Here is a 22,944-nt window from a genome sequence, read left to right on the forward strand (position 1 = left end):
CTTAGGCAGAATGCGCCATTAATAAGGATGAACGATGAAAAAAAGTGTGATCGCCGCAATGCTGCTGGCCGTGGGCACCGCTCATGCCGCCAGTGAGAAAGTCGAACTGCACAGCGTTACCGCCAAAGGTGTCGGTGAAGCCATCGGCAGCGTCACCATTGAAGAGACCGACTGGGGCTTGCAGTTTACGCCCAGCCTGAGCGGGTTGACGCCGGGCATTCATGGCTTCCATGTTCATGCCAAAGGCAGCTGTGAACCGGCCACGACCGACGGTAAAGTGGTGGCAGCCGGCGCTGCAGGGGGCCATTTGGATCCCACCAACAGCGGCAAGCATCTGGGACCCTATCATGACGGTCATCTGGGCGATCTGCCCGCTATCTTTGTCACCGACGATGGCAAAGCGACCTATCCAGTGCTGGCACCGCGCATCAAAAAACTGGCGGATATTTCCGGTAAAGCGTTGATGGTGCACGTTGGCGGCGATAACCATGCCGATCATCCGAAGCCGCTGGGCGGCGGGGGTGAACGCTTCGCCTGTGGCGTCATTAAGTAAAACAGAGGGCTGCCGCGTGCAGCCCTTAATCTTTCATAACCCTTTGCCGCTGTTAAAAACATCCTCACTGACGCTATGATAAACGCGCTATGTTTTTGAAAGGAATAAGGGATGAAAAAAACGATGTGCTGGCTGGCAACGGTGCTGCTGCTGGCAGGATGTGAAGGCAAGAGCGATACCCAGCTGGTGATTGATGCCGGCAAACAGCTGCAATACACCATCGACTCCAATCCCGCACGTAATAAATGTGAGGCGATTGCCAAAGGACGCGAGCGGCTCACCTCAGGTGTGATCAAATCATTGCAGGCACAGGGCTGCGATGCCGTGCTGCGCAGCGGGACGGAAACCAACTTTACCGATGCCACTGTGTTTCGCCACAGCATGGTAATGGTCTGTGGTGCCATTATTGGGCGCGGCTTTACCGGCAAAACGCTGCACCGCCAGTTTATCTATTCACCTGAAGAGGATGAACTGGTGCTGGAACCCACCTCGCAGGATGACAAAACCCGCTTTGAAGGAAAAAAAACGCTACAGCAGCTGCAGGACGATTTTCAGCGCCAGCACGATCTCTATTGTAAGTAACAAAGGCTCACCGCTGTGTTGCGCCTCATCTGGCGGCGGGCAGGTTCAGCTCGCGGCATCCCGTAAAAAAGATCGCTTAAAATTTAATATCGCGGGGAATTAACCGGTTTGTGAAGCAACATACAGGCTGTCATTCAGGTTGAGAGGAGAATAGCGCCAACCGGCGCCAGCGAATTCTCAACCAGCCAATTTGTAATTTGGCCGACAAACTCGCAGAATAGACGCGAATCGGGCTTGATTGCTAGCAAGCTAATTATAAGGAGATGAAATTGGATACGCCATTAGGAACGGATTTGGCACGCCTGGTGCGCATCTGGCGTGCACTGATCGATCAGCGTCTGAAGCCGCTGGAGCTGACGCAAACGCATTGGGTGACGCTACACAATATCCATCAGCTGCCGCCAGAACAGTCGCAAATTCAGCTGGCAAAAGCGATCGGTATCGAGCAGCCTTCGCTGGTACGTACGCTGGATCAGCTGGAAGAGAAGGGCTTGATTACTCGCTGCACCTGCGCCAACGATCGGCGCGCCAAGCGCATCAAACTGACGAAAGAGGCGGAGCCAATTATCAGCGAAGTGGAAAGCGTTATCGACGCCACGCGCGACGACATTCTCTCCGGAATCTCCACGCAGGAGATCACCCAGCTCATCACGTTGATTGCCAAACTGGAAAAAAATATTCTGGATTTGCAGCACAAAGGTGAGTAACAAAAAAACCGACGCACAGGCGTCGGTTTTTTTATTATCAACGTGGAGAAACGGTAACTTCGCGTCCGTTTGAGGCTAACAGCACGCGCTGACCTACGCTGTAGCGGCTGGCCGCCTGCTTCTGAACCACCAGCACGGTATTGCCGTCATCCTTACGAATTTCCAGCTCAACACCGTCTGCTTTGTTCATTGCGCCCTGCACGCCCTGACCGGCTACGCCACCCAGAACCGCGCCACCTGCAGTCGCCAGGCTACGTCCTGCGCCACCACCCACGGTGTTGCCCAGGAAACCACCCAGCACCGCACCGCCAATGGCACCAATCACATTGCTTTCATCGCCACCCTGGATTTTAACCGGACGAACTGACACCAGCGTACCGTAGGTGACATTTTGTACCTGTTTCGCCTCGTTAGCGCTGTACACATCGCCCGAAAGCGTATCGGTGTTAGAACAGCCTGCCAGAGTCATGCCGGCAAGCGCCACGGCAACTAAACGCTTAATCATCTGAAGCTCCTTATTTTACTTAATGCTACGCCGCAATTAAGCCACGGATTCGTTATTACTATGGCACAAGTTTGGCAACTGGCCTGGACAACGCATGAAAAAGAAACAGGCCGTAGCATAGACCCGCATCCCTTAACAAAAATTCAATCGCGGCAAAGAAAAAAACGTTTCGTCATAAAAAGGGTGATGGATTCCGAAAAACAGCAATTAATCATAGAATTACCCGGCCTGTTTTGCCAGGCTGGCAGTCAGACTTCTCTTTCCTGCGGGAATAAGGCACACAGATGAAATCAGGACGATATATCGGCGTTATGTCCGGCACCAGCCTCGACGGAGTGGATGTGGTACTGGCGGCTATTGATGAACAGCTGGTGGCGCAGCAGGCCAGCTACTGCCACCCGATGCCGCGCGTGCTGCGCCAGCAGATCCTCGATCTCAGTCAGGGACAAACACTGACGCTGTCACAGCTCGGTCAGCTCGATACCCGGCTGGGGCTGCTGTTCGCCGAGGCGGTGAATGTGCTGTTGCAGCGTGAAGGGCTGGAAGCGGGCGACGTGACCGCCATCGGTTGTCACGGCCAAACCGTCTGGCACGAGCCGCTGGGCGATGCGCCAAACACTCTGCAAATTGGCGATAATAACCAGATCGTGGCGGCCACCAATATCACCGTGGTGGGCGATTTCCGCCGTCGCGACATGGCGCTGGGCGGCCAGGGCGCGCCGCTGGTGCCCGCTTTTCATCAGGCACTGCTGATGGATGCTAACGAAAGGCGCATGGTGCTCAATATTGGCGGCATCGCTAATCTGTCGCTGCTGATTCCCGGCAAACCGGTGCGCGGCTTCGATACCGGGCCGGGCAATATGCTGCTGGATGCGTGGATTTGGCGTCAGCAGCAGCAGCCGTTCGATAAAAACGGTGAGTTTGCCGCTGCGGGTCAAACAGTTTTGCCGCTGCTGCAGCAGATGCTCAGTGACCCGTGGTTTGCCTTACCGGCGCCGAAAAGCACCGGGCGGGAATATTTCAATTACGGCTGGATTGAGAAACAGCTGACGGCCTTTCCGGCACTGTCACCGGCCGATGTGCAGGCGACGCTGGTTGAGCTTACCGCCTTGACCATCGCGCAGCAGGTGCTGCTGAACGGTGGCTGCGATCGCCTGCTGGTGTGCGGCGGCGGCAGCCGTAATCCGCAGCTGATGATGCGCCTGGCTGCCCACCTGCCCGGCATTGAAGTCGCCGGCACCGACAGCGCAGGCATCAGCGGTGATGACATGGAAGCCCTCGCCTTTGCCTGGCTGGCGTTTCGTACGCTGTCGGGCGAACCGGGCAATCTGCCGTCGGTCACCGGCGCCCGGCACGAAAGCGTGCTCGGCGCTATCTTTCCCGCCAATCCTTTACCGCATTATCGGAGATAAGCATGAAGAAGATCCTTCCTTTGGCGTTGCTGCTCAGCGGCTGTAGCCTGATGCCACCTAAGCCCGCACCGGTGCAGACGTTGCACTATACCTGCGGCACCATGCCGTTGACCGTGACGCTGGATAACGATAAGCAGCAGGTCAGCTTTATTATGGATGGCAAGCCGTTGACCCTGACGCAAACCATTGCCGCATCGGGCACACGCTACAGCGACGATAACTATGTCTTCTGGTCGAAAGGTGACGGTGCCTTTATTGAGCGTAATAAAAAGGTCGTGGTTAATGATTGCCTGCTGCAGCCACCGCCACAGCGCTAGCGCATTGCAGGAATGTGCGCCGCGGCGCACAATGAAAATTCCTTCTGGTTTTCGGTGAAAATGATAATGGAAACGAATGCCTTACAGCAGATTGCCCATCTGCGCCGCGAATACACCCGCGGCGGATTGCGTCGCAACGATTTGCCAGCCGATCCGCTGGCGCTGTTTGAACACTGGCTGCGTCAGGCCTGCGATGCGCAGCTGCCCGATCCCACCGCCATGAGCGTGGCGACAGTGGATGCGCAGGGCCAGCCTTATCAGCGCATCGTGCTGCTGAAGCACTTTGATGCGCAGGGCATGATTTTTTACACCAACCTGGGTAGTCGGAAGGCGCAGCAGCTGCAGCACAATCCACGCATCAGCCTGCTGTTTCCGTGGCACATGCTTGAGCGTCAGGTCATGGTTACCGGCGAGGTTGAGCAGCTGTCGGTGCTGGAGGTGATGAAGTACTTCCACAGCCGTCCGCGCGACAGTCAGATCGGCGCCTGGGTATCGAAGCAGTCGAGCCGTATTTCTGCGCGCGGCGTGCTGGAGAGCAAGTTTCTCGAGCTGAAGCAGAAGTTCCAGCAGGGCGAGATTCCGCTGCCCAGCTTCTGGGGCGGTTACCGGGTTAAATTCAACAGCATGGAGTTCTGGCAGGGCGGCGAGCATCGTCTGCATGACCGTTTCTTCTACCAGCGCGAGGGCGATGGCTGGAAAATCGACCGCCTGGCACCCTGATCCCCCCTTTTTTAGCGGTTAAGCGCTGGAAGAGTTGTCGCCAGCGCTTTATGCTATACGCCGTATTTTTTCTCCGCGACTAAGCGGAAAGCCGTGTACCGGTCCAGGTGCAGTCGTTTCAAATGGAGTCTTTAATGACCAGCAGTAACCTGATTACACAATTGCAGGAGCGTGGGCTGATCGCCCAGGTAACGGATGAGGCAGCGTTAGCAGAGCGACTGGCGCAAGGGCCAATTGCACTCTATTGCGGCTTCGATCCGACCGCCGACAGCTTGCATTTGGGCCATCTGGTTCCCTTGCTCTGCCTGAAACGCTTCCAGGACGCCGGTCACAAGCCGGTGGCGCTGGTAGGCGGCGCAACCGGATTGATTGGCGATCCGAGCTTCAAGGCCGCAGAGCGCAAGCTCAACACCGCTGATACGGTTAATGAGTGGGTCGAGAAGATCCGTCAGCAGGTTGCGCCTTTCCTGAGCTTTGACTGCGGCAGCAACAGCGCCATCGCCGCCAACAACTATGACTGGTTCGGCAGCATGAACGTGCTGACCTTTCTGCGCGACATCGGTAAACATTTCTCGGTTAACCAGATGATCAACAAAGAGGCGGTGAAACAGCGCCTGAACCGCGACGATCAGGGTATCTCCTTTACCGAGTTCTCCTACAACCTGCTGCAGGGCTACGATTTTGCCTGCCTGAATGAGCAGCATAACGTGGTGCTGCAAATTGGCGGCTCCGATCAGTGGGGCAACATCACCTCCGGGATCGATCTGACCCGTCGTCTGCACCAGAATCAGGTGTTTGGCCTGACGGTGCCGTTGATCACCAAATCAGACGGCACCAAGTTTGGTAAAACCGAAGGCGGCGCCATCTGGCTCGACGCGAAGAAAACCAGCCCGTACAAGTTCTATCAGTTCTGGATCAATACCGCTGACGCCGACGTTTATCGCTTCCTGAAGTTCTTCACCTTTCTCTCACTGGAAGAGATTACTGCACTGGAAGAAGAGGATAAAAACAGCGGTAAAGCGCCGCGCGCGCAGTATGTGCTGGCCGAACAGGTCACGCGGCTGGTGCATGGCGATGCGGGCCTGCAGGCGGCACAGCGCATCACCGCCAGCCTCTTCTCTGGCGCGCTGAGCGAGATGACCGAAGCGGACTTTGAACAGCTGGCGCAGGATGGCATGCCCACCATCATGCTAACCGATGAAGACGATCTGCAACAGGCGCTGGTCAAAGCGGAGCTGGTACCGTCACGCGGCCAGGCGCGCACCATGATCGGTTCCAATGCGGTGAATCTCAACGGCGAAAAGCAGGGTGATGCCGAATATCGCTTCACCGAGGCGGACAAGCTGTTTGGTCGCTTTACGCTGCTGCGCCGCGGCAAAAAACATTATTGCCTGGCGTGCTGGAAATAAACTTCTTCAGGGCCGGTTTCCGGCCCTTTTTATGGCAAGAGCAGGTTGAGCAATGAAAAATATCCTCGCAATTCAGTCGCACGTGGTGTTCGGCCACGCCGGGAACAGCGCCGCCGAATTTCCGATGCGCCGCATGGGCGCAAACGTGTGGCCGCTGAATACGGTGCAGTTTTCCAACCATACGCAATATGGTCACTGGACCGGCACCGTAATGCCCGCGACCCATCTCAGCGATATCGTTAAAGGCATTGCGGATATCGATCGCCTGAAAACCTGTGATGCGGTGTTGAGTGGCTATCTGGGATCGGCTGAGCAGGGCGAGCAGATCCTCGCCATCGTGCGCGACGTAAAAGCGGCGAATCCCAACGCCTGGTATTTTTGCGATCCGGTGATGGGTCATCCTGAGAAAGGCTGCATCGTGGCGCCTGGCGTGGCGGAGTTTCATTGCAAACTGGCGCTGCCGGCCAGCGATATCATCGCGCCAAACCTGCTGGAGCTGGAGATGCTCAGCGGCAAAACGGTGAAAGATATCGACGAAGCGGTCGCCGCATCGCGCGAACTGATTGCTCTGGGCCCGCGCATTGTGCTGGTCAAACATCTGGCACGTGCCGGACGTCGCAGCGATCGTTTTGAAATGCTGCTGGTTACCGCCGATGAAGCCTGGCACATCAGCCGTCCGCTTATCGACTTCGGCGTACGTCAGCCGGTGGGGGTCGGCGATCTCACCAGCGGTCTGCTGTTGGTGAACCTGCTGCACGGCAAATCGCTACAGGATGCGCTGGAGCACATCACCGCCGCGGTCTATGAAGTGATGCTGAAAACCCACGCGATGGGCGAATATGAACTGCAGCTGGTGGCGGCACAGGATGCCATCGCCCAGCCGCAGCAACATTTCGCCGCCGAAAAGCTCTGATTTACTGCGGGCGGCGTTCGTCGCCCGTCAATGGTTCAATTCCCTCAGCCTGTAACACCGCCTGCACCGTCGGGCGCGCCTCTACGCGTGCTGCCCACGCCTGCAGGGCATCGGTCTCCTCACGGGCAATTTTCAGGGCGGTGGCCCAGCGCCAGATGGGATAGAGATAGCAGTCAGCCAGCGTAAAGCGGCTGCCCTGCAGCCAGGGCTTATCGCCAAGCTGGTTGCTGATATCAATAAAGCGCTGGTTTAGCTGTAGCTTCAACAGCGATTTATAGGCGTCAGCCGCCTCTTTGCGAAACAGCGGGGCAAAACGCTTGTGGATTTCGCTGCTCAGATAGCTGAGCCACTCCAGCGTCTGGTAACGGGTCAGGCTACCCGCTTCCGCCAGCAGCTGACGGTCGGGCTTCAGATCGGCCAGATATTGCGTAATTGCCGCCACTTCGGTAAGCAGCGTGCCGTCGTCAAACATCAGCGCCGGCACCTGGCCGCGTGGGTTGATCTCCAGCCAGGGTTCGCCGCGTTCGGTTACGCCCGCCGCGGTATCAACCCGTACCAGGGTAAAATCAAAATCGCATTCACGCATCACGATGTGCGGCGCCACAGAACAGGCACCGGGCTTGTAGAACAGCTTCATTTTACACTCCTTGCAGCATGGGTCGGGCGACCACCAGCGGCATCCCGACATCGACTATGGCAAAAAGTGTAGTTGCGGTTGGTTGTTCTGACCGCAATAAATGCCAGGGCAGCGGGCAAAAAAAATGCCAGTCATCAGACTGGCATTCATGGCGCGCAACAAAGGGCGATTATTTGGTCGCGGTCTGCGGCGCATCCTCGCGGGTCATACGGTTCAACAGCGGCGCGGTCAACAGCATCAGCGCGGCCATTACGCCGGTTACGATACCGATCTGCTGGAACACTTCGCTGTAAACCTGCAGCGACTGCACCGGCTCGTTAACGTTTTCCGGTACCGCCATCAGGTTCGCCACTTTACCGGCAATCATCGCTGCGCCAGCGGTGGTCAGGAACCATGAGCCCATAATAAAGCCCATCAGGCGCTGCGGCACCAGCTGCGCCACCATTGCCAGGCCAAGGCCGGAGATCATCAGCTCGCCGATACTCTGCAGGCCGTAACTCAGCACCAGCCAGCCAGAGGAGACAATGCCCATTGCGTTGGCCGTTTTGGCACCCAGCGGCAGCACCAGGAAGGCGGCGGAGCAGAGCAGCATACCGATAGCAAACTTGTGCGGCATCGGCAGGCGATCGCCCAGCTTGTTGTAGACCGCCGCCAGCAGCGGGCTGGCAACCATAATCCAGAACGGGTTGAGCGCCTGAAACTGCTCCGGTACAAAGGTGATGCCGAGAATGCTGTGCTCAACGTTACGAATCGCAAAAAAGTTCAGCGACGTCGGCATCTGCATATAGAGCACGAAGAACACGATCGCTTCCAGCATCAGCAGGAAGGCCACAATCATCTTGCGACGCGCCGCGCCCTGCAGACCGAACGTTTCTTTGGCGAACACCAGCACGATGCCGATAGCGATCACCGCCAGCGTCAGGCGGGCAATATCCTGATGGTGCAGCAGCCAGGTGGCAATCACCACCAGCGCCACGATACCGACCAGCGTAATCAGCAGTTTCTTCACGTTAAGCGGCTTAAAGTCGGGCTTTGAACCGTGATTTTTGACCACTTTGCGGCACAGCAAAAAGTTGATTAGGGTAATCACCAGGCCAACGACCGACAGCGAGAACGCTACGCTCCAGCCGTAACGGTCAGCCAGCCAGGGCGTCAGCATCATCGAAAACAGCGAACCGATGTTGATCGACATGTAAAACATGGTGAAGGCGCCATCAATGCGCGGGTCATCTTTTTCATAGCAGGTCGACAACAGTGAAGAGGGGTTAGCTTTGAACAAGCCGCTACCCACCGCGATGGTTGCCATACCGAAGTAGACCATATTGGTGTCATGGCCAGACCAGGCGATCAGCGAGTAGCCCAGCGCCAGTACAATAATGCCCATTACCATAACGCGCTTGGTGCCGAGCACCTTATCGCCCAGCCAGCCGCCAATCGCGACCATGCCGTAAACCATGGCGCTGAACGACGAGAACAGCGTAATGGAGTCGCCTTCGGACATGCCCAGCTGTTTCACCAGATAGACGGCCATAATGGCCTGCAGGCCGTAATAGCCAAAACGTTCCCAGAGCTCGATCGTAAAGATCAGATAAAACGCTTTTGGCTGTTTGAACGCATTGAGGCTTACCGCCTCGTGATCGTGTTTGTTTGCAGTGGACACATCTACCTCTTTTGCTGATCCCGCCTGGAAGCAGGAAATAAGCCAGCGTCATGATGAACCGTCATGCGCTGCATTATTATTGGAAAAACGGCGGTTAATTTCGCTTATTGCGCCGCATCGCGCAAGTTTTTTCCCGAACCTGTTATTTGTCTCATTCACAGCGTTAACGTTTTGTGTTGTCGATATTGCACGGTGTTAAATGCTGCAGCACGTATCATTGGTGGTTTTTTAAGCTTGCGTTAGCGCGGCAATCGGTTGCGCTGCGGGAACGGGCTGGAAAAATCGCCAATCTGCGCGCCGTCGGGCTTTTATCCCTGTCTTTCATCAATCAGCGACACAAAAAAAACGCACCTTTAGCGGGTGCGTTTTTTTGTCTCATCGGCAGGAAGTTAAATCTCGGTTTTGTCAGCGTATTCGCACAGATCTTCGATAAGGCAGGCGCCACAACGCGGTTTTCGTGCCACACAGGTATAGCGGCCGTGCAAAATAAACCAGTGATGGCAATCGACTTTAAAAGCGGCTGGCACCACTTTCAGCAGCTTTTCTTCCACCAGATCGACGTTTTTACCCGGGGCAAAACGGGTACGGTTGCAGACGCGAAAAATGTGCGTATCCACGGCGATGGTTGGCCAGCCAAATGCGGTATTCAGCACGACATTGGCGGTTTTACGCCCAACGCCAGGCAACGCCTCCAGTGCGGCGCGATCTTCCGGCACTACGCTGTTGTGGCGTTCAATCAGCAGGCGGCAGGTCTTGATTACGTTTTCCGCTTTGCTGTTAAACAGGCCAATGGTTTTGATATAGCTTTTCACGCCGTCCACGCCCAGTGCCAGCATCGCTTCCGGCGTATTCGCCACCGGGTAGAGCTTTGCCGTCGCCTTATTGACGCTGACGTCGGTGGCCTGCGCTGACAGTAGTACTGCAATCAGGAGTTCAAAAGGCGAGTTGAACACCAGTTCGGTGGTGGGATGCGGATTGTTGTCCCGCAGCCGGGTCAGAATTTCAATACGTTTTTCTTTGTTCACACCGCTTTACCTGGCTCACCCAGCGATAACGCCTGCTGTTCCGCGGCCCGCAGTGCACGCGCTTTCATTTTCTGATCAATGAGGTATTTTGCCGCCAGCATCATGCCGAGACCGATAAACGCGCCCGGCGGCAGCATCGCCAGCAGCATTGGGGAATCAAAATGGACCACTTCGATGCGCAACGCTTTTGCCCACGGGCCGAGCAGCAGATCGGCGCCGTTGAACAGCGTGCCGTTACCGATAATTTCGCGCAGCGAACCGAGCACGGTCATGGCGCAGGTCGCACCCATGCCGATAGCAAACCCATCCAGCGCCGCCAGCGGTACACTGGTTTTTGACGCCACCGCTTCCGCGCGGCCCACCACGATGCAGTTGGTAACGATCAACGGAATAAAGATGCCCAGCGACTGATAAAGGCCATAAGCGTAAGCGTTAATCAGCATCTGCACGCAGCTCACCACCGAAGCAATGATCATCACATAGATCGGAATACGAATTTCAGACGGCACCCAGCGGCGAGTCAGGGAGATACCGCTGTTGGTGCAGACCAGCACCAGCGTGGTCGCCAGGCCAAGGCCCAGCGCGTTGGTGGCAGTTGAGGTGACGGCCAGCAGCGGACAAAGGCCCAGCAGCTGCACCAGCGCCGAGTTGTTTTTCCACAATCCGCCGACCAGCAGATTTTTAGCTTCACTCATTGGACTCTCCACATTCGGGTAACGACGCTAGACGCGGCGGCAGTGAGGCGATAAACAGCGTAGTACGTTTTGTGGCATTCACCACCGCTCGCGGGGTAATGGTCGCGCCGGTGAACTGATCAAAATCACCGCCATCTTTTTTCACGGCAAAATGGCCATCGGCCGCGCCGTGCACCACTTTACCGGCAAAGCTGTTGATCCAGTCAGAGATACGCAAATCGATTTTGTCCCCGAGGCCCGGCGTTTCATGGTGTTCAACCACGCGTACGCCCAGCACCGTGCCGCTGAAATCCGCGCCGACGATCATTTGAATGTTGCCAGAATAGCCATCCGGTGCGGTGGTCTCAAGCGCCACGGCAACCGGCTTGTCATCCTTACGTGCCAGATAGAGCTGATGAGGCGCATTGTTGCCCAACGCGGGGTCGGTGACAACGTAACATTCCTGCTGAATGTTGTTGTTATAGAGCGTTGGCGGCACTACCTGATCGAGCAAAATTTTCTGCTGCACCGCGGTTTGATGTGCGATCACCGGTTTAGTCACGTAATTCACTACCGCGGTCAGGCCGGTGGTAACTGCGGCAAACACCGCCAGCGTCACACCGTTTTTACGTATGGAATCCAGCATGCTCACTCCTTGCGATGCCCGTAAACGCGCGGCTGGGTATAGTAATCAATCAGCGGCACGCAGATATTGGCCAGCAACACCGCAAACGCCACGCCATCTGGGTAGCCGCCGTAACTGCGGATCAACCACACCAGTAGCCCAATCAGCGCACCATACAGCAAACGGCCTTTATTGGTGGTGGACGCGGTCACCGGATCGGTGGCGATGAAAAAGGCCCCCAGCATGGTGGCACCGGAAAACAGGTGGATCAGCGGCGAAACCAGCGAGCCCGGCGCAATCAACCAGCCAAGGGTGGCGCAGACCGCCAGCGAGGCCAGCATACTCAGTGGGATGTGCCAGCGGATGGTGTTGTTAGCCAGCAGGAACAGACCGCCCAGCAGAAAACCGATATTGATCCACTGCCAGCCCAGCCCGGCAATGACGCCGTGAAAAATCGGCAATGCCAGCAGCTGATCGGCGCTGTGACCGGCGCGCAGGCCAGTTTTAAAACTGTCCAGCGGCGTCGCCTGACTGACGCCATCAACGCCCATCTGCAACTGCTGCATGGTTTCGCCCGCCAGCGTGTGATGGGTGAAAATCATGCTCAGGGAGTCCAGCAGTCCGGGCTTAATCACCTGCAAGGATTCCGGCGGCAGCCAGCTGGTCATCTGCACCGGGAAGGAGATCAGCAGCACCACGTAGCCAATCATCGCCGGGTTAAACGGGTTTTGCCCCAGCCCGCCATACAGCTGTTTGGCAATCACGATGGCGAACACGGTGCCAATAACAATCAGCCACCACGGCGCCAGCGGCGGCAGGCTGACGCCAAGCAGCAGGGCGGTAAGCAGCGCTGAATTATCGGCCAGATTCAGCGCGACGGGCTGCTTGCGCAGTTTCAGGATCGCCGCTTCGGTACTCCAGGCGGTAATGGCCGCCAGCAGCACCTGTAGCAGGTTACCTGGACCGAAAAAATAATACTGGGCGGCCATGCCCGGAATGGCGGCCAGCAGTACCAGCATCATGATTGAGCTGGTGCTGCGGCGATTGTGCGTATAAGGAGAGCTTGCTATGCGGAACGCCATTTAATCCTCAGTTCGATTATGCTGCTGGGCTTTTTTTGCTTTTGCCCGGGCAATCGCTGCCGCAATGGCAGCCTTACGCGGATCCAGCGTTTCTTCTTCATTGTTATCCGCGGCGGCCTGTGCCGCTTTCTTCGCCTTAGCGCGGGCAATCGCCGCGTCGATGGCGGCCCTGCGCGGATCGGCAGCTGGCGCGGCTTCAGGCGCATCGGCCTGTGCTTCATTCACTACATCAGCTGCTTGCTGTGGTTCGGCTTCAGATGCAGCGGCCTGTGCCGCTTTCTTCGCTTTGGCGCGGGCGATCGCTGCATCGATGGCGGCCCTGCGCGGATCGGCAGCTGGCGCGGCTTCAGGCGCATCGGCCTGTGCTTCATTCACTACATCAGCTGCCTGCTGCGGTGCTGCGTCAGATGCAGCGGCCTGCGCCGCTTTCTTCGCTTTGGCGCGGGCGATCGCCGCTTCTACCGCAGCCTTACGTGGATCGACGGCTGGCGCATCGGCCTGCGGATTTTTTGCGACGTCCGTTGCCTGCTGCGCTGCTGCGTCAGATGCAGCAGCCTGCGCCGCTTTCTTCGCTTTGGCGCGGGCGATCGCTGCTTCTACTGCGGCCTTACGTGGATCGACGGCTGGCGCATCGGCCTGCGAATTTTCTGCGACGTCCGTTGCCTGCTGTGGTGCTGCTTCAGATGCAGCAGCCTGCGCCGCTTTCTTCGCTTTGGCGCGGGCGATCGCCGCTTCTACCGCAGCCTTGCGAGGATCGACGGCTGGCGCATCGGCCTGCGGATTTTCTGCGACGTCCGTTGCCTGCTGCGGTGCTGCGTCAGATGCAGCAGCCTGCGCCGCTTTCCTCGCTTTAGCACGGGCGATCGCTGCTTCTACCGCGGCCTTACGTGGATCGGCAGATTGTTCGGCATCAGCAGAAGCCGCATCAGGCACCGCGTCGCCATCCTGTGCCGTTTTTTTGGCTTTAGCACGAGCAATCGCTGCTTCGACCGCCGCTTTACGCGGATCGACGCCAACTTTTTCAACTCTGGCTGCGCGGGCGGGAGGCGAAGCGTGATTATTCGCCGATTCGCTGGCTACTGCGGCAGAAGCCTGTTTCGCTTTGGCACGGGCAATGGCCGCTTCGACGGCGGCTTTGCGCGGATCAACCGCCTGACGGGTCACCGGCTCGGTTTCCATCTGCTGCTCAGCCTGTTCAACCAGCGCCTGAGCGTGACGTGCATTCTGTTCGGCCAGCGCCGCCGCATTCAGCGCATCGGTTTCATCAGCCGCGCGGTTTTTGTCATAGACGCGTTCGCGTGCGGCATCAATTTGCGTCTGCTGACTGGCGCTCACCTTGCGCTTCGCCTGTTCATGACGCGCTTCACGCGCCAGCTTCTCGCGTTCAAGACGAGTTTGCCGCGCTTCGAAACGCGCTTTCGCCTCGGCGGTGCGCTGTGCTTCCAGATCGATGGCACGCAGCTCGGCTTTTTCCTGACGATAATATTGCACCAGCGGAATGTTGCTCGGGCAGACATAGGCGCAGGCACCGCATTCAATGCAGTCATCAATATGGTGCGCGCGGGCTTTGTCATGGTCGCCGCCCTGGCTGTACCAGAAGAGCTGCTGCGGCAACAGGTTGGCCGGGCAGGCATCGGCGCAGGCGCTACAGCGAATACAGGATTGCTCTTCCAGCTCTTCGCCCATTTCAGTGGCAGAAGGCGCCAGAATGCAGTTGCTGATTTTGACAATCGGCACATCCAGCGCGGGCAGGGTAAAGCCCATCAGCGGACCGCCCATGATCACCATCTGGTTTTTGCCCGGTTTGAATCCCACTTCGCGCAGCAGATGGCTGACTGGCGTGCCGAGGCGGCCCCAGACGTTAGCCGGGCGGGCGATCGCTTCGCCGGTCAGGGTAACCACGCGCTCGGTGATCGGTTCGCCGTCGATAATGGCGCGCTTAACCGCCCAGGCGGTGCCGACGTTTTGCATCAGCACGCCGATATCGGTGGAGCGTCCGCCGTGCGGCACCTCTTTACCGGTGAGAATTTTGGTCAGCTGTTTGGCGCCGCCGGACGGATATTTGGTGGGCACCACGCGAATCGCCAGATCGCTCTCTTTACCCAGCGCCTGGCGCAGCGCAGCAATTGCCTGCGGCTTGTTGTCTTCGATGCCAATCAGCACGCGTTCCGCCTGCAGCACCCAGCCGAGAATCCGGCAGCCTTCCAGCACTTCAGCCGCGTAATCCTGCATCAGCCGGTCATCGGCGGTGATATAGGGTTCGCATTCGGCCGCATTGATTATCAGCGTATTGATGCCGCGCAGGCCGCCTTTCAGCTTGGTTGCCGTAGGAAAACCCGCGCCACCCAGACCGGCGACACCCGCCTGATGAATACGCGTAACCACCTCTTCGCGGGAGAGCTGACGATAATCACCGATCGTCTCGCGCGCAATCCAGCGATCGTCACCATCCGGCGTGATAAACACGCAGGTTTCAGTTAAGCCAGAAGGGTGCGCGGTCATGTGTGGCGCGATGGCAGTCACGGTGCCGGATGTTGGCGCGTGTACCGGCAGCATGCGGCCATGACCAAAGGTCAGCGGCTGGCCGCGCAGCACGTGGTCACCGGGCTGCACGCAGAGCTCGCCTTCATGACCAATATGCTGTTTCAGCGGGATAATATAGCGATCGGCCAGCGGCAGCTGACGCAGCGGCGTGCCGTTAGACTGGGTTTTCATCTCCGGTGGATGAATGCCGCCGTCGAAATCCCAGATTTTGTCTTTACGGAACAGCGATAACAGATTAAGCATGGCTATCCGCGGGAATGACCCGCACAGGAATCGAATTAAGGTCCCACTTCCAGTTGGCGGTGGTGGTGGCAACCGGGCGCATCTCTATGCAGTCGGTCGGGCACGGCGCTACGCAGAGATCGCAGCCGGTGCAGACGTCGCTAAGCACGGTGTGCATGGCGCGCGTGGCACCGACGATGGCGTCAACCGGGCAGGCCTGAATGCATTTGGTGCAGCCAATGCAGTTCTCTTCGTCAATCCAGGCCACGGTACGCACCGGCGCTTTTGCGCTGGCATCGCCGTCAATCGGCTGTGGCTCGACGTTCAACAGCTCGGCCAGCTTGAGCATGGTTTGCTCGCCGCCGGGTGCACATTTATTGATCGCTTCGCCGTTGTTGCCCACCGCGTCGGCGTAAGGGCGACAGCCAGGATAACCGCACTGGCCGCACTGGCTTTGCGGCAGCACCGCGTCAATCTGCTCAACGATCGGATCTTCTTCGACCTTGAAGCGACGTGACGCGTAGCCAAGCAGGCCGCCAAAAATCAGGCTCAGCGCACTGATTGAAATGATTGCTATCCAGATTGCCGACATCAGAATTTCACCAAACCTGCGAAGCCCATAAAGGCCAGCGCCATCAGCCCGGCGGTAATCAGGGCGATAGAGGAACCTTTAAAGGGAGCTGGCACGTTGGCCAGCACCAGACGCTCGCGCATACCGGCAAACAGCACCATCACCAGAGAGAAGCCCAGTGAGGCGCTGAAACCATACAACGCGGCCTGCAGAAACGAGTGGTTGTAATTCACGCTCAGTAGCGGCACCGCCAGCACGGCGCAGTTGGTGGTGATCAGCGGCAGAAAAATGCCCAGCAGGCGATAGAGCGCCGGGCTGGTTTTACGCACCACCATTTCTGTGAACTGCACTACCACGGCAATCACCAGGATATAGGCCAGAGTGCGCAGATAGATTAAATCGAGCGGAATCAACAACAGGTGATTCACCAGCCACGAACAGATCGAGGCCAGTGTGATAACAAATGTGGTGGCGAGACCCATGCCAATGGCCGTCTCCAGTTTTTTGGAAACGCCCATAAACGGACAAAGGCCTAGAAACTTCACTAACACGAAGTTATTCACCAGCACCGTGCCGATAAAAAGCAGTAAGTATTCGGTCATTTTTTCGCCCGGGAGTCGGAAAGCGGCCTATTATCAGGCAACAGAAATGTGATCACAACCATAGTTCAGTGGGAAAAAGAGGCGATCGCACTCACGATTAAATTTCCACGCAAAACAGCGCCATTACGGCGCGGTGAAGGTGTTTTTTACCCGTTGTGAGCGCTTGAAATAGGGCACCAGCACGGCGGCGGCCAGCAGAGAAATCAGCAATGTCCGTACCGCCGCACCATCCGCTACCGGCGAAAAGGCAAAGGTCTTCAGCGCCAGCAGCACGGTCAGCAGCAGCCAGATAATGTAATGGCGCGGCAACCGGCGCGATCGCTGACAAAAAATCCACGTTACCCACGCGCTGTACACCCACACGATGGCCGATGTTGCCAGCGACAGCGCCCATTGCAGCGTGAACTGATGGCTGCTGAACAGGGTGTGACGGACTTCCGCCGTGCTGATCACACTCAGATACATCGCCATCACCAGCGCACTGGTAAGCAGCGTCATGATCAGCCAGGCGAGCGGCAGCAATAGCCAGCCGCCGATGCGTGGCTGAGCAGCAGTTACGGTCATAAAACGGCTCCTGAAACAAGCAGATGCGTTCCGGTGCAACCGCGCAGCGGAAGGCGCACAGCGATAAAACGAGATGGCACGATTATATCACGTAACGCCAGACAGATTTGGGTACGCAGCCTAAATCGAACAGCCGCCCGCCCGACACCAGCTCGGCGCGCCGGTGGTCGGCAGCGCGATACATGTTGATGATGTCCTGGTCGTCGGTGAGGGAATAATTGAGGTGGTCGTAAAGTTTTTCCAGACTTTCTGCGTTATTAATTTTACGAAACTTCAACAGGTAATCTTGCGCGGTCATGAGGGCCATTTATACAGAGAGGAGAAGGGGCTGAGTATAAAGCGCGTCTTCGGCAAGGCCAAATTTTCCCGCGCCAAAAAGGCTGTTTTTCAGATAATAACTCAGCAAACGGCAGCGAATTGCCTGATTACGGCGGTTAGCTTCTCGCCTGAAAGCGCCGCTGACTGCACTCGTGCGCCGTGTTTCCCCGTCTGACGGACTGTGCGAGCTATCACAAATATGGAAATTCCCTGATCATTCAGCGTGATGGCAGGAAGTTACGTAAAGCTGTAATCGTTTCCAAAATCAAAGCGGATAAGCACTTCTGTTTATTACAAATATTTAACGTGCCAGAACGGCAAAAAAAGCCGATTTATCCATATTCACCTGATGAAAAACGGGCGGTGAAGCGCGCTAAGCTCTTTAAAGCGATAGGATTTGTGAAGCACGTCCATTTTGCCCGAGCACAATTAGTCCAGGCTGTAGGGGCTTTGTACCTGAACAACACACTCCCCGCAGAGGAAAATAATTATGTGGAAGCGTTTACTCTTAACCACGCTCATCAGTGCGGCTTTTTCCGCGTCAGCGCTGGCAGCAGATCTTACCGTTGGCTTTTCTCAGGTTGGTTCCGAATCGGGCTGGCGTGCCGCTGAAACCAGCGTAGCGAAAAGCGAGGCTAAAAAGCGCGGTATTACGCTGAAAATTGCCGATGGTCAGCAGAAACAGGAGAACCAAATCAAGGCGGTGCGCTCTTTTATTGCGCAGGGCGTTGATGCCATTTTCATTGCGCCAGTAGTGCAAACCGGCTGGGAGCCGGTGCTGGAAGAAGCCAAAGATGCGAAGATTCCGGTATTCCTGCTCGATCGCGCCATCGTGGTGAAAGATAAATCGCTCTACATGGCGGTGGTCACCGCTGATAACGTCAAGGAAGGGCGCCTGATTGGTGACTGGCTGGTGAAAACCGTCGGCGACAAACAGTGTAACGTGGTGGAGCTGCAGGGCACGGTAGGTGCCAGCGTGGCGATCGATCGTAAGAAAGGCTTTGCCGAGGCGATTGCCAACGCCAAAAATATCAAGGTCATCCGCTCTCAGTCTGGCGACTTTACCCGCAGCAAAGGCAAAGAGGTGATGGAGAGCTTTATCAAGGCTGAGAACAACGGCAAAAATATCTGCATGGTTTACGCGCACAACGATGATATGGCGATCGGCGCCATTCAGGCGATCAAAGAAGCGGGCCTGAAACCGGGCAAAGATATCCTCACCGGTTCGATTGATGGCGTGCCGGACATCTACAAAGCGATGCTGGCCGGTGAAGCCAACGCCAACGTTGAACTGACGCCAAACATGGCCGGTCCGGCGTTCGATGCGCTGGAGAAATTCCGCAAAGATGGCACCATGCCGCCAAAAATCATTCAGACCGAATCAAAACTCTATCTGCCCGCCGATGCGCAGGCACAGTTAGACACCAAAAAAGGCATGGGTTACTGATCCTCGCGCCGCCCGCATCCGGGCGGCCATTACTTTCGCGTTAAGGTGAGTCATGAGCAGAGCAGACGAATCACTGCTAACCATGCAGGGCATCAGTAAATTCTTTCCCGGCGTTCGCGCCCTCGATAATGTCTCATTCAGTCTGCAGCGCGGAGAAATCATGGCGCTGCTAGGCGAAAACGGTGCCGGCAAATCGACCCTGATCAAAGTGCTGACCGGCGTTTACAGCCGCGATGCTGGTGAAATCAGCCTGAACGGCGTGGCGATCAACCCGCAGAGCACCGCGCAGGCGCAGGCGTTTGGCATCGGCACTGTTTATCAGGAAGTTAACCTGCTGCCCAATATGTCGGTGGCGGATAATCTGTTTATTGGCCGCGAACCGCGCCGTCTGGGCATGATCGATCGTAAGCGTATGGTGCGTGATGCGCAGAAGCTGCTGCACGATTATGGCTTTGAGCTGGACGTCACGCGCCCGCTTGGCCACTACTCGGTGGCAATGCAGCAGATCATCGCCATCTGCCGCGCGGTGGATCTCTCTGCGCAGGTGTTGATCCTGGATGAACCCACTGCCAGCCTCGATGCCAGCGAAGTGGACATGCTGTTTACGCTGATGAATCAGCTGAAAGCCAAAGGCATGAGCCTGATCTTCGTCACCCACTTTCTCGATCAGGTTTACCGCGTCTGCGATCGCATTACCGTGCTGCGCAACGGCCAGTTTATCGCCACCCGCGAGACGCAGAGCCTGCCGCGGCTGGAGCTGATCAAGCTGATGCTGGGGCGCGAACTGCTGGAAACTGCCTTGCAGCGCGCCGGCAGCACCCTGCGTAGCGATCGGCCAGTGGTGGAATTTACCGACTACGGCAAAAAGGGCACCATCGCGCCCTTTAATTTACAGGTGCGTCCTGGCGAAGCGGTGGGCCTGGCGGGCCTGCTTGGCTCCGGGCGTACCGAAACCGCTGAGCTGCTGTTTGGCATCAAACCGGCCGACAGCGGCACGGCGAAAATTCGCGGCAAGGTCCAGCGCATTCGGACTCCGGCACAGGCCTCAAAGCTCGGCATGGGCTTCTGTCCGGAAGATCGCAAAACCGATGGCATCATTGGCAGCGCCTCGGTGCGGGAAAATATCATCCTTGCCCTGCAGGCGCAGCGCGGCTGGTTAAAGCCGATCGGCAAGCGTGAGCAGCAGGAGATTGCCGATCGTTTCATTAAAAGCCTCGGCATCCGCACGCCCAATGCGGAACAACCGATTGGCCTGCTGTCAGGCGGCAACCAGCAAAAGGTGCTGCTGTCGCGCTGGCTGGTCACCAAACCGCAGTTTCTGATCCTTGACGAACCGACGCGCGGCATTGACGTCGGCGCCCACGCCGAGATCATTCGCCTGATTGAATCACTCTGCGCAGATGGCCTGGCGTTGCTGGTGATCTCCTCTGAACTGGAGGAGCTGGTGGGCTATGCCGATCGGGTAATTATTCTGCGCGATCGCGAGCAGGTCGCTGAAATTCCGTTAGAGAAGCTCTCGGTCGCGGCGATCGTCAACGCTATTGCCGATGGGGGTGCACATGCTTGATTCGCCAACAACTACAGGGAAACCGCCGATGCAAAAGCGCAGGCTACCGCCCGGCATGCCGCAGATTGCGGCGCTGATTCTGGTGCTGCTGGTTGACAGCCTGGTGGCAAACAACTTTTTCGCCATTCATCTGCAGGATGGTCGGCTGTTCGGCAGCCCGATCGACATTCTTAACCGCGCGGCGCCGGTGGCGATTCTGGCTATCGGCATGACGCTGGTGATCGCGACTGGCGGCATCGATCTGTCGGTGGGCGCGGTGATGGCGATTGCCGGTGCCACCGCGGCCACCATGACCGTCGCGGGCTATCCGCTGCTGGCGATTGTGCTGACCACGCTGGCTGCGGGCGTGCTCTGCGGGCTGTGGAACGGCGTGCTGGTGGCGCTGCTGAAAATTCAGCCGTTTGTCGCCACGCTGATTTTGATGGTGGCGGGACGCGGCATTGCGCAGCTGATTACCCAGGGACAAATTGTGACCTTCGACAGCGATGCGCTGGGCTTTATCGGCAACGGATCGCTGGCGCTGATTCCGGTGCCGGTGTGGATCACGCTGCTGCTGGCGCTGGTGGTCTGGGTGCTGACGCGCAAAACCGCGCTGGGGCTGTTTATTGAAGCGGTCGGTATCAACCTGCGTGCCGCGCGCAACGCTGGCGTTAACGGCTGGCTGGTGGTGATGTCGACCTACGTGATCAGCGGCCTGTGCGCCGCGGTGGCGGGTTTGATCGTTGCAGCGGATATACGCGGAGCCGATGCCAATAACGCCGGATTGTGGCTGGAGCTGGATGCGATCCTGGCGGTGGTGATTGGCGGTGCGTCGCTGCTCGGCGGACGCTTTAGCCTGGCGCTTTCGCTGATCGGCGCGTTGATTATTCAGGCAATGAACACCGGGATTTTGCTGTCGGGTTTTCCGCCAGAGCTGAATCAGGTGGTTAAAGCGGTGGTGGTGATGTGTGTGCTGCTGCTGCAATCCCCGCGCGTGATTGCGCTGTTTAAACGAGGAGATCGTCATGGTTAAACGTCATCTGCCGCTGATGATCACCTTACTGGTGTTCGTGGCGGGCTACCTGTTTTGTCTGAGCCAGTTTCCGGGCTTCGCCTCCACCCGGGTGATCTGCAATATTCTCACCGACAACGCCTTTTTAGGCATTATCGCCGTGGGTATGACCTTTGTGATCCTCTCAGGCGGTATCGATCTGTCGGTGGGCGCGGTGATCGCCTTCACCGGCGTCTTTCTTGCCCGGGTTATCGGCGATTTTCATCTGTCGCCGTGGCTCGCCTTTACGATCATCCTGCTGGGCGGTGCGCTGTTTGGCGCCATGATGGGCTGGCTGATCGATGCGCTGAAAATCCCGGCGTTTATCATCACTCTGGCGGGCATGTTTTTTCTGCGCGGCTGCAGCTATCTGATCTCTGAAAGCTCGATTCCAATCGACCATCCGCTCTACAGCACGCTCTCCAGCATGGCGTGGAAAATACCCGGCGGCGGACGGCTCAGCCTGCTGGCGCTTATCATGCTGGCGGTGGTGGCGATGGGCATTCTGGTGGCGCATCGCACCCGCTTCGGCAACCAGGTTTACGCCGTCGGCGGCAGTAACGTCTCCGCGCAGCTCATGGGCATCTCCACCCGCGCCACCACGGTGCGTATTTATATGCTGTCCACCACGCTGGCCACGCTGGCGGGCATTGTGTTCTCGATCTATACCTCGGCGGGCTACGCGCTGGCCGGATTAGGCGTCGAGCTGGATGCGATCGCCTCGGTGGTGATCGGCGGCACGCTGCTCTCCGGCGGTGTTGGCACCGTGCTCGGCACGCTGTTCGGCGTGTTGATTCAGGGCCTGATTCAGACCTGGATTAACTTCGACGGCACGCTCAGCTCGTGGTGGACTAAAATCGCTATCGGCGTGCTGCTGTTTGTGTTTATTGCGCTGCAGCGGTTGCTGACGGTGATGTGGGATCGGCAGCAGAATGCACCAGTCAGGAGGGTGTTGTAGTCGGCCCGGCGGCGGGCGGCCTTTCTAAGGGCCAGGGCCGTTTCGTTCTGCCTTGCATGCAGGTTGCCTTTTTAAGGGCCAAGTCAAGGGCCGTTTCGTTCTGCCTTGCATGCAGGTTGCTTTTTTAAGGGCCAGGTCAGGGGCCATTTCGTTCAGGCTAAAGCCTGCCCGAGCAGGGCCGGCAGTCGCCCCGGCCCTGCACCCGCGCTATCCGGCAAACACAACCGCCCGCTGCGCGGGTCCCTTCGTCGGTTCACATTTCTTCACGGACCGCTCGCGATTCGCTCCCCGCTCAACGCT

25 protein-coding genes are annotated in these 22,944 nt (G+C 57.5%); 13 read left to right on the forward strand and 12 right to left on the reverse strand.

Features of this window, described 5'->3' with window-relative positions:
• Positions 1–34 precede the first annotated feature (34 nt).
• From sodC to slyA, 3 genes are all read left to right on the forward strand, one after another.
• The gene (gene sodC, locus ACJY2L_RS05280) at positions 35–553 is read left to right on the forward strand and encodes a superoxide dismutase [Cu-Zn] SodC (protein WP_439211985.1); all 519 of its coding nucleotides are present in this window, start codon (positions 35–37) and stop codon (positions 551–553) included.
• Positions 554–664: 111 nt separating this feature from the next.
• The gene (locus tag ACJY2L_RS05285; protein WP_439211986.1) at positions 665–1,135 is read left to right on the forward strand and encodes a hypothetical protein; all 471 of its coding nucleotides are present in this window, start codon (positions 665–667) and stop codon (positions 1,133–1,135) included.
• 263 nt (positions 1,136–1,398) lie between these two features.
• The gene (slyA, locus tag ACJY2L_RS05290; protein ID WP_162265765.1) at positions 1,399–1,842 is read left to right on the forward strand and encodes a transcriptional regulator SlyA; all 444 of its coding nucleotides are present in this window, start codon (positions 1,399–1,401) and stop codon (positions 1,840–1,842) included.
• A 37-nt stretch (positions 1,843–1,879) separates the two neighbouring features.
• Here the strand turns inward: slyA and ACJY2L_RS05295 are convergent, their stop codons facing one another.
• Positions 1,880–2,347, reverse strand: a complete 468-nt coding sequence (locus ACJY2L_RS05295) for a glycine zipper 2TM domain-containing protein (RefSeq protein ID WP_439211987.1) — start codon at positions 2,345–2,347, stop codon at positions 1,880–1,882.
• Positions 2,348–2,407: 60 nt separating this feature from the next.
• On the opposite strand from ACJY2L_RS05295, the gene ACJY2L_RS05300 reads away from it, so the two are divergent.
• From ACJY2L_RS05300 to pdxY, 6 genes are all read left to right on the forward strand, one after another.
• The gene (locus tag ACJY2L_RS05300; RefSeq protein ID WP_187488538.1) at positions 2,408–2,635 is read left to right on the forward strand and encodes a hypothetical protein; all 228 of its coding nucleotides are present in this window, start codon (positions 2,408–2,410) and stop codon (positions 2,633–2,635) included.
• Positions 2,632–3,759, forward strand: coding sequence for an anhydro-N-acetylmuramic acid kinase (gene anmK, locus ACJY2L_RS05305; RefSeq protein WP_439211988.1), 1,128 nt, complete (start codon positions 2,632–2,634; stop codon positions 3,757–3,759). Before ACJY2L_RS05300 ends, anmK begins: the two co-directional genes overlap by 4 nt.
• A 2-nt stretch (positions 3,760–3,761) precedes the next feature.
• On the forward strand, positions 3,762–4,076 hold the full coding sequence (locus ACJY2L_RS05310) for an MliC family protein (protein WP_067430359.1): 315 nt from the start codon (positions 3,762–3,764) through the stop codon (positions 4,074–4,076).
• A 66-nt stretch (positions 4,077–4,142) separates the two neighbouring features.
• Positions 4,143–4,796: a pyridoxamine 5'-phosphate oxidase gene (pdxH, locus tag ACJY2L_RS05315; protein WP_371317210.1), complete on the forward strand. Its 654-nt coding sequence runs from the start codon at positions 4,143–4,145 to the stop codon at positions 4,794–4,796.
• Between the two features lie 134 nt (positions 4,797–4,930).
• Positions 4,931–6,205, forward strand: a complete 1,275-nt coding sequence (gene tyrS / locus ACJY2L_RS05320; protein WP_187486697.1) for a tyrosine--tRNA ligase — start codon at positions 4,931–4,933, stop codon at positions 6,203–6,205.
• 52 nt (positions 6,206–6,257) lie between these two features.
• The gene (gene pdxY, locus ACJY2L_RS05325) at positions 6,258–7,118 is read left to right on the forward strand and encodes a pyridoxal kinase PdxY (protein ID WP_067430365.1); all 861 of its coding nucleotides are present in this window, start codon (positions 6,258–6,260) and stop codon (positions 7,116–7,118) included.
• Between the two features lies 1 nt (position 7,119).
• On the opposite strand, the gene gstA is transcribed toward pdxY, so the two are convergent.
• From gstA to ydgT, 11 genes are all read right to left on the reverse strand, one after another.
• Positions 7,120–7,755, reverse strand: a complete 636-nt coding sequence (gene gstA, locus ACJY2L_RS05330; RefSeq protein ID WP_067430368.1) for a glutathione transferase GstA — start codon at positions 7,753–7,755, stop codon at positions 7,120–7,122.
• A gap of 169 nt (positions 7,756–7,924) precedes the next feature.
• A complete protein-coding gene (dtpA, locus tag ACJY2L_RS05335; RefSeq protein WP_439211989.1) occupies positions 7,925–9,415 on the reverse strand; it encodes a dipeptide/tripeptide permease DtpA in 1,491 nt (496 codons plus the stop codon).
• Between the two features lie 389 nt (positions 9,416–9,804).
• A complete protein-coding gene (gene nth, locus ACJY2L_RS05340) occupies positions 9,805–10,440 on the reverse strand; it encodes an endonuclease III (protein WP_439211990.1) in 636 nt (211 codons plus the stop codon).
• A complete protein-coding gene (locus ACJY2L_RS05345; protein WP_067430379.1) occupies positions 10,437–11,135 on the reverse strand; it encodes an electron transport complex subunit E in 699 nt (232 codons plus the stop codon). The genes nth and ACJY2L_RS05345 overlap by 4 nt, the downstream gene beginning before the upstream one ends.
• Positions 11,128–11,760 (reverse strand): electron transport complex subunit RsxG, encoded by a 633-nt coding sequence (gene rsxG / locus ACJY2L_RS05350; protein ID WP_067430381.1) that lies wholly within the window; start codon positions 11,758–11,760, stop codon positions 11,128–11,130. The genes ACJY2L_RS05345 and rsxG overlap by 8 nt, the downstream gene beginning before the upstream one ends.
• 2 nt (positions 11,761–11,762) lie before the next feature.
• Positions 11,763–12,821: an electron transport complex subunit RsxD gene (gene rsxD, locus ACJY2L_RS05355; protein WP_439211992.1), complete on the reverse strand. Its 1,059-nt coding sequence runs from the start codon at positions 12,819–12,821 to the stop codon at positions 11,763–11,765.
• Positions 12,822–15,608 carry an electron transport complex subunit RsxC gene (rsxC, locus tag ACJY2L_RS05360; RefSeq protein ID WP_439211993.1) on the reverse strand — a complete coding sequence of 929 codons (2,787 nt, stop codon included), beginning with the start codon at positions 15,606–15,608 and terminating at the stop codon, positions 12,822–12,824.
• A complete protein-coding gene (gene rsxB / locus ACJY2L_RS05365; RefSeq protein WP_439211995.1) occupies positions 15,601–16,179 on the reverse strand; it encodes an electron transport complex subunit RsxB in 579 nt (192 codons plus the stop codon). The genes rsxC and rsxB overlap by 8 nt, the downstream gene beginning before the upstream one ends.
• Complete coding sequence (gene rsxA / locus ACJY2L_RS05370; protein ID WP_439211997.1) at positions 16,179–16,760, reverse strand: electron transport complex subunit RsxA; 582 nt, start codon at positions 16,758–16,760, stop codon at positions 16,179–16,181. Before rsxA ends, rsxB begins: the two co-directional genes overlap by 1 nt.
• A gap of 123 nt (positions 16,761–16,883) precedes the next feature.
• Positions 16,884–17,324: a DUF2569 domain-containing protein gene (locus ACJY2L_RS05375; protein WP_067430394.1), complete on the reverse strand. Its 441-nt coding sequence runs from the start codon at positions 17,322–17,324 to the stop codon at positions 16,884–16,886.
• An 82-nt stretch (positions 17,325–17,406) separates the two neighbouring features.
• Entirely contained in the window at positions 17,407–17,622 is a 216-nt protein-coding gene (ydgT, locus tag ACJY2L_RS05380; RefSeq protein ID WP_071852502.1) for a transcription modulator YdgT, read from the reverse strand.
• A gap of 510 nt (positions 17,623–18,132) precedes the next feature.
• Between ydgT and ytfQ the strand changes: the two genes are divergently transcribed.
• The 4 genes from ytfQ to yjfF are packed head-to-tail and all read left to right on the forward strand — an operon-like array spanning position 18,133 to position 22,644.
• Complete coding sequence (gene ytfQ / locus ACJY2L_RS05385; RefSeq protein ID WP_187486701.1) at positions 18,133–19,089, forward strand: galactofuranose ABC transporter, galactofuranose-binding protein YtfQ; 957 nt, start codon at positions 18,133–18,135, stop codon at positions 19,087–19,089.
• A 52-nt stretch (positions 19,090–19,141) separates the two neighbouring features.
• A complete protein-coding gene (gene ytfR, locus ACJY2L_RS05390) occupies positions 19,142–20,656 on the forward strand; it encodes a galactofuranose ABC transporter, ATP-binding protein YtfR (protein ID WP_067430402.1) in 1,515 nt (504 codons plus the stop codon).
• A complete protein-coding gene (ytfT, locus tag ACJY2L_RS05395; RefSeq protein ID WP_439211999.1) occupies positions 20,649–21,668 on the forward strand; it encodes a galactofuranose ABC transporter, ATP-binding protein YtfT in 1,020 nt (339 codons plus the stop codon). The genes ytfR and ytfT overlap by 8 nt, the downstream gene beginning before the upstream one ends.
• A complete protein-coding gene (gene yjfF, locus ACJY2L_RS05400) occupies positions 21,661–22,644 on the forward strand; it encodes a galactofuranose ABC transporter, permease protein YjfF (protein WP_439212000.1) in 984 nt (327 codons plus the stop codon). Before ytfT ends, yjfF begins: the two co-directional genes overlap by 8 nt.
• Positions 22,645–22,944: the final 300 nt, after the last annotated feature.

Source organism: Duffyella sp. Ts4 (assembly GCF_051851875.1).
Lineage (GTDB): Bacteria > Pseudomonadota > Gammaproteobacteria > Enterobacterales > Enterobacteriaceae > Duffyella > Duffyella gerundensis.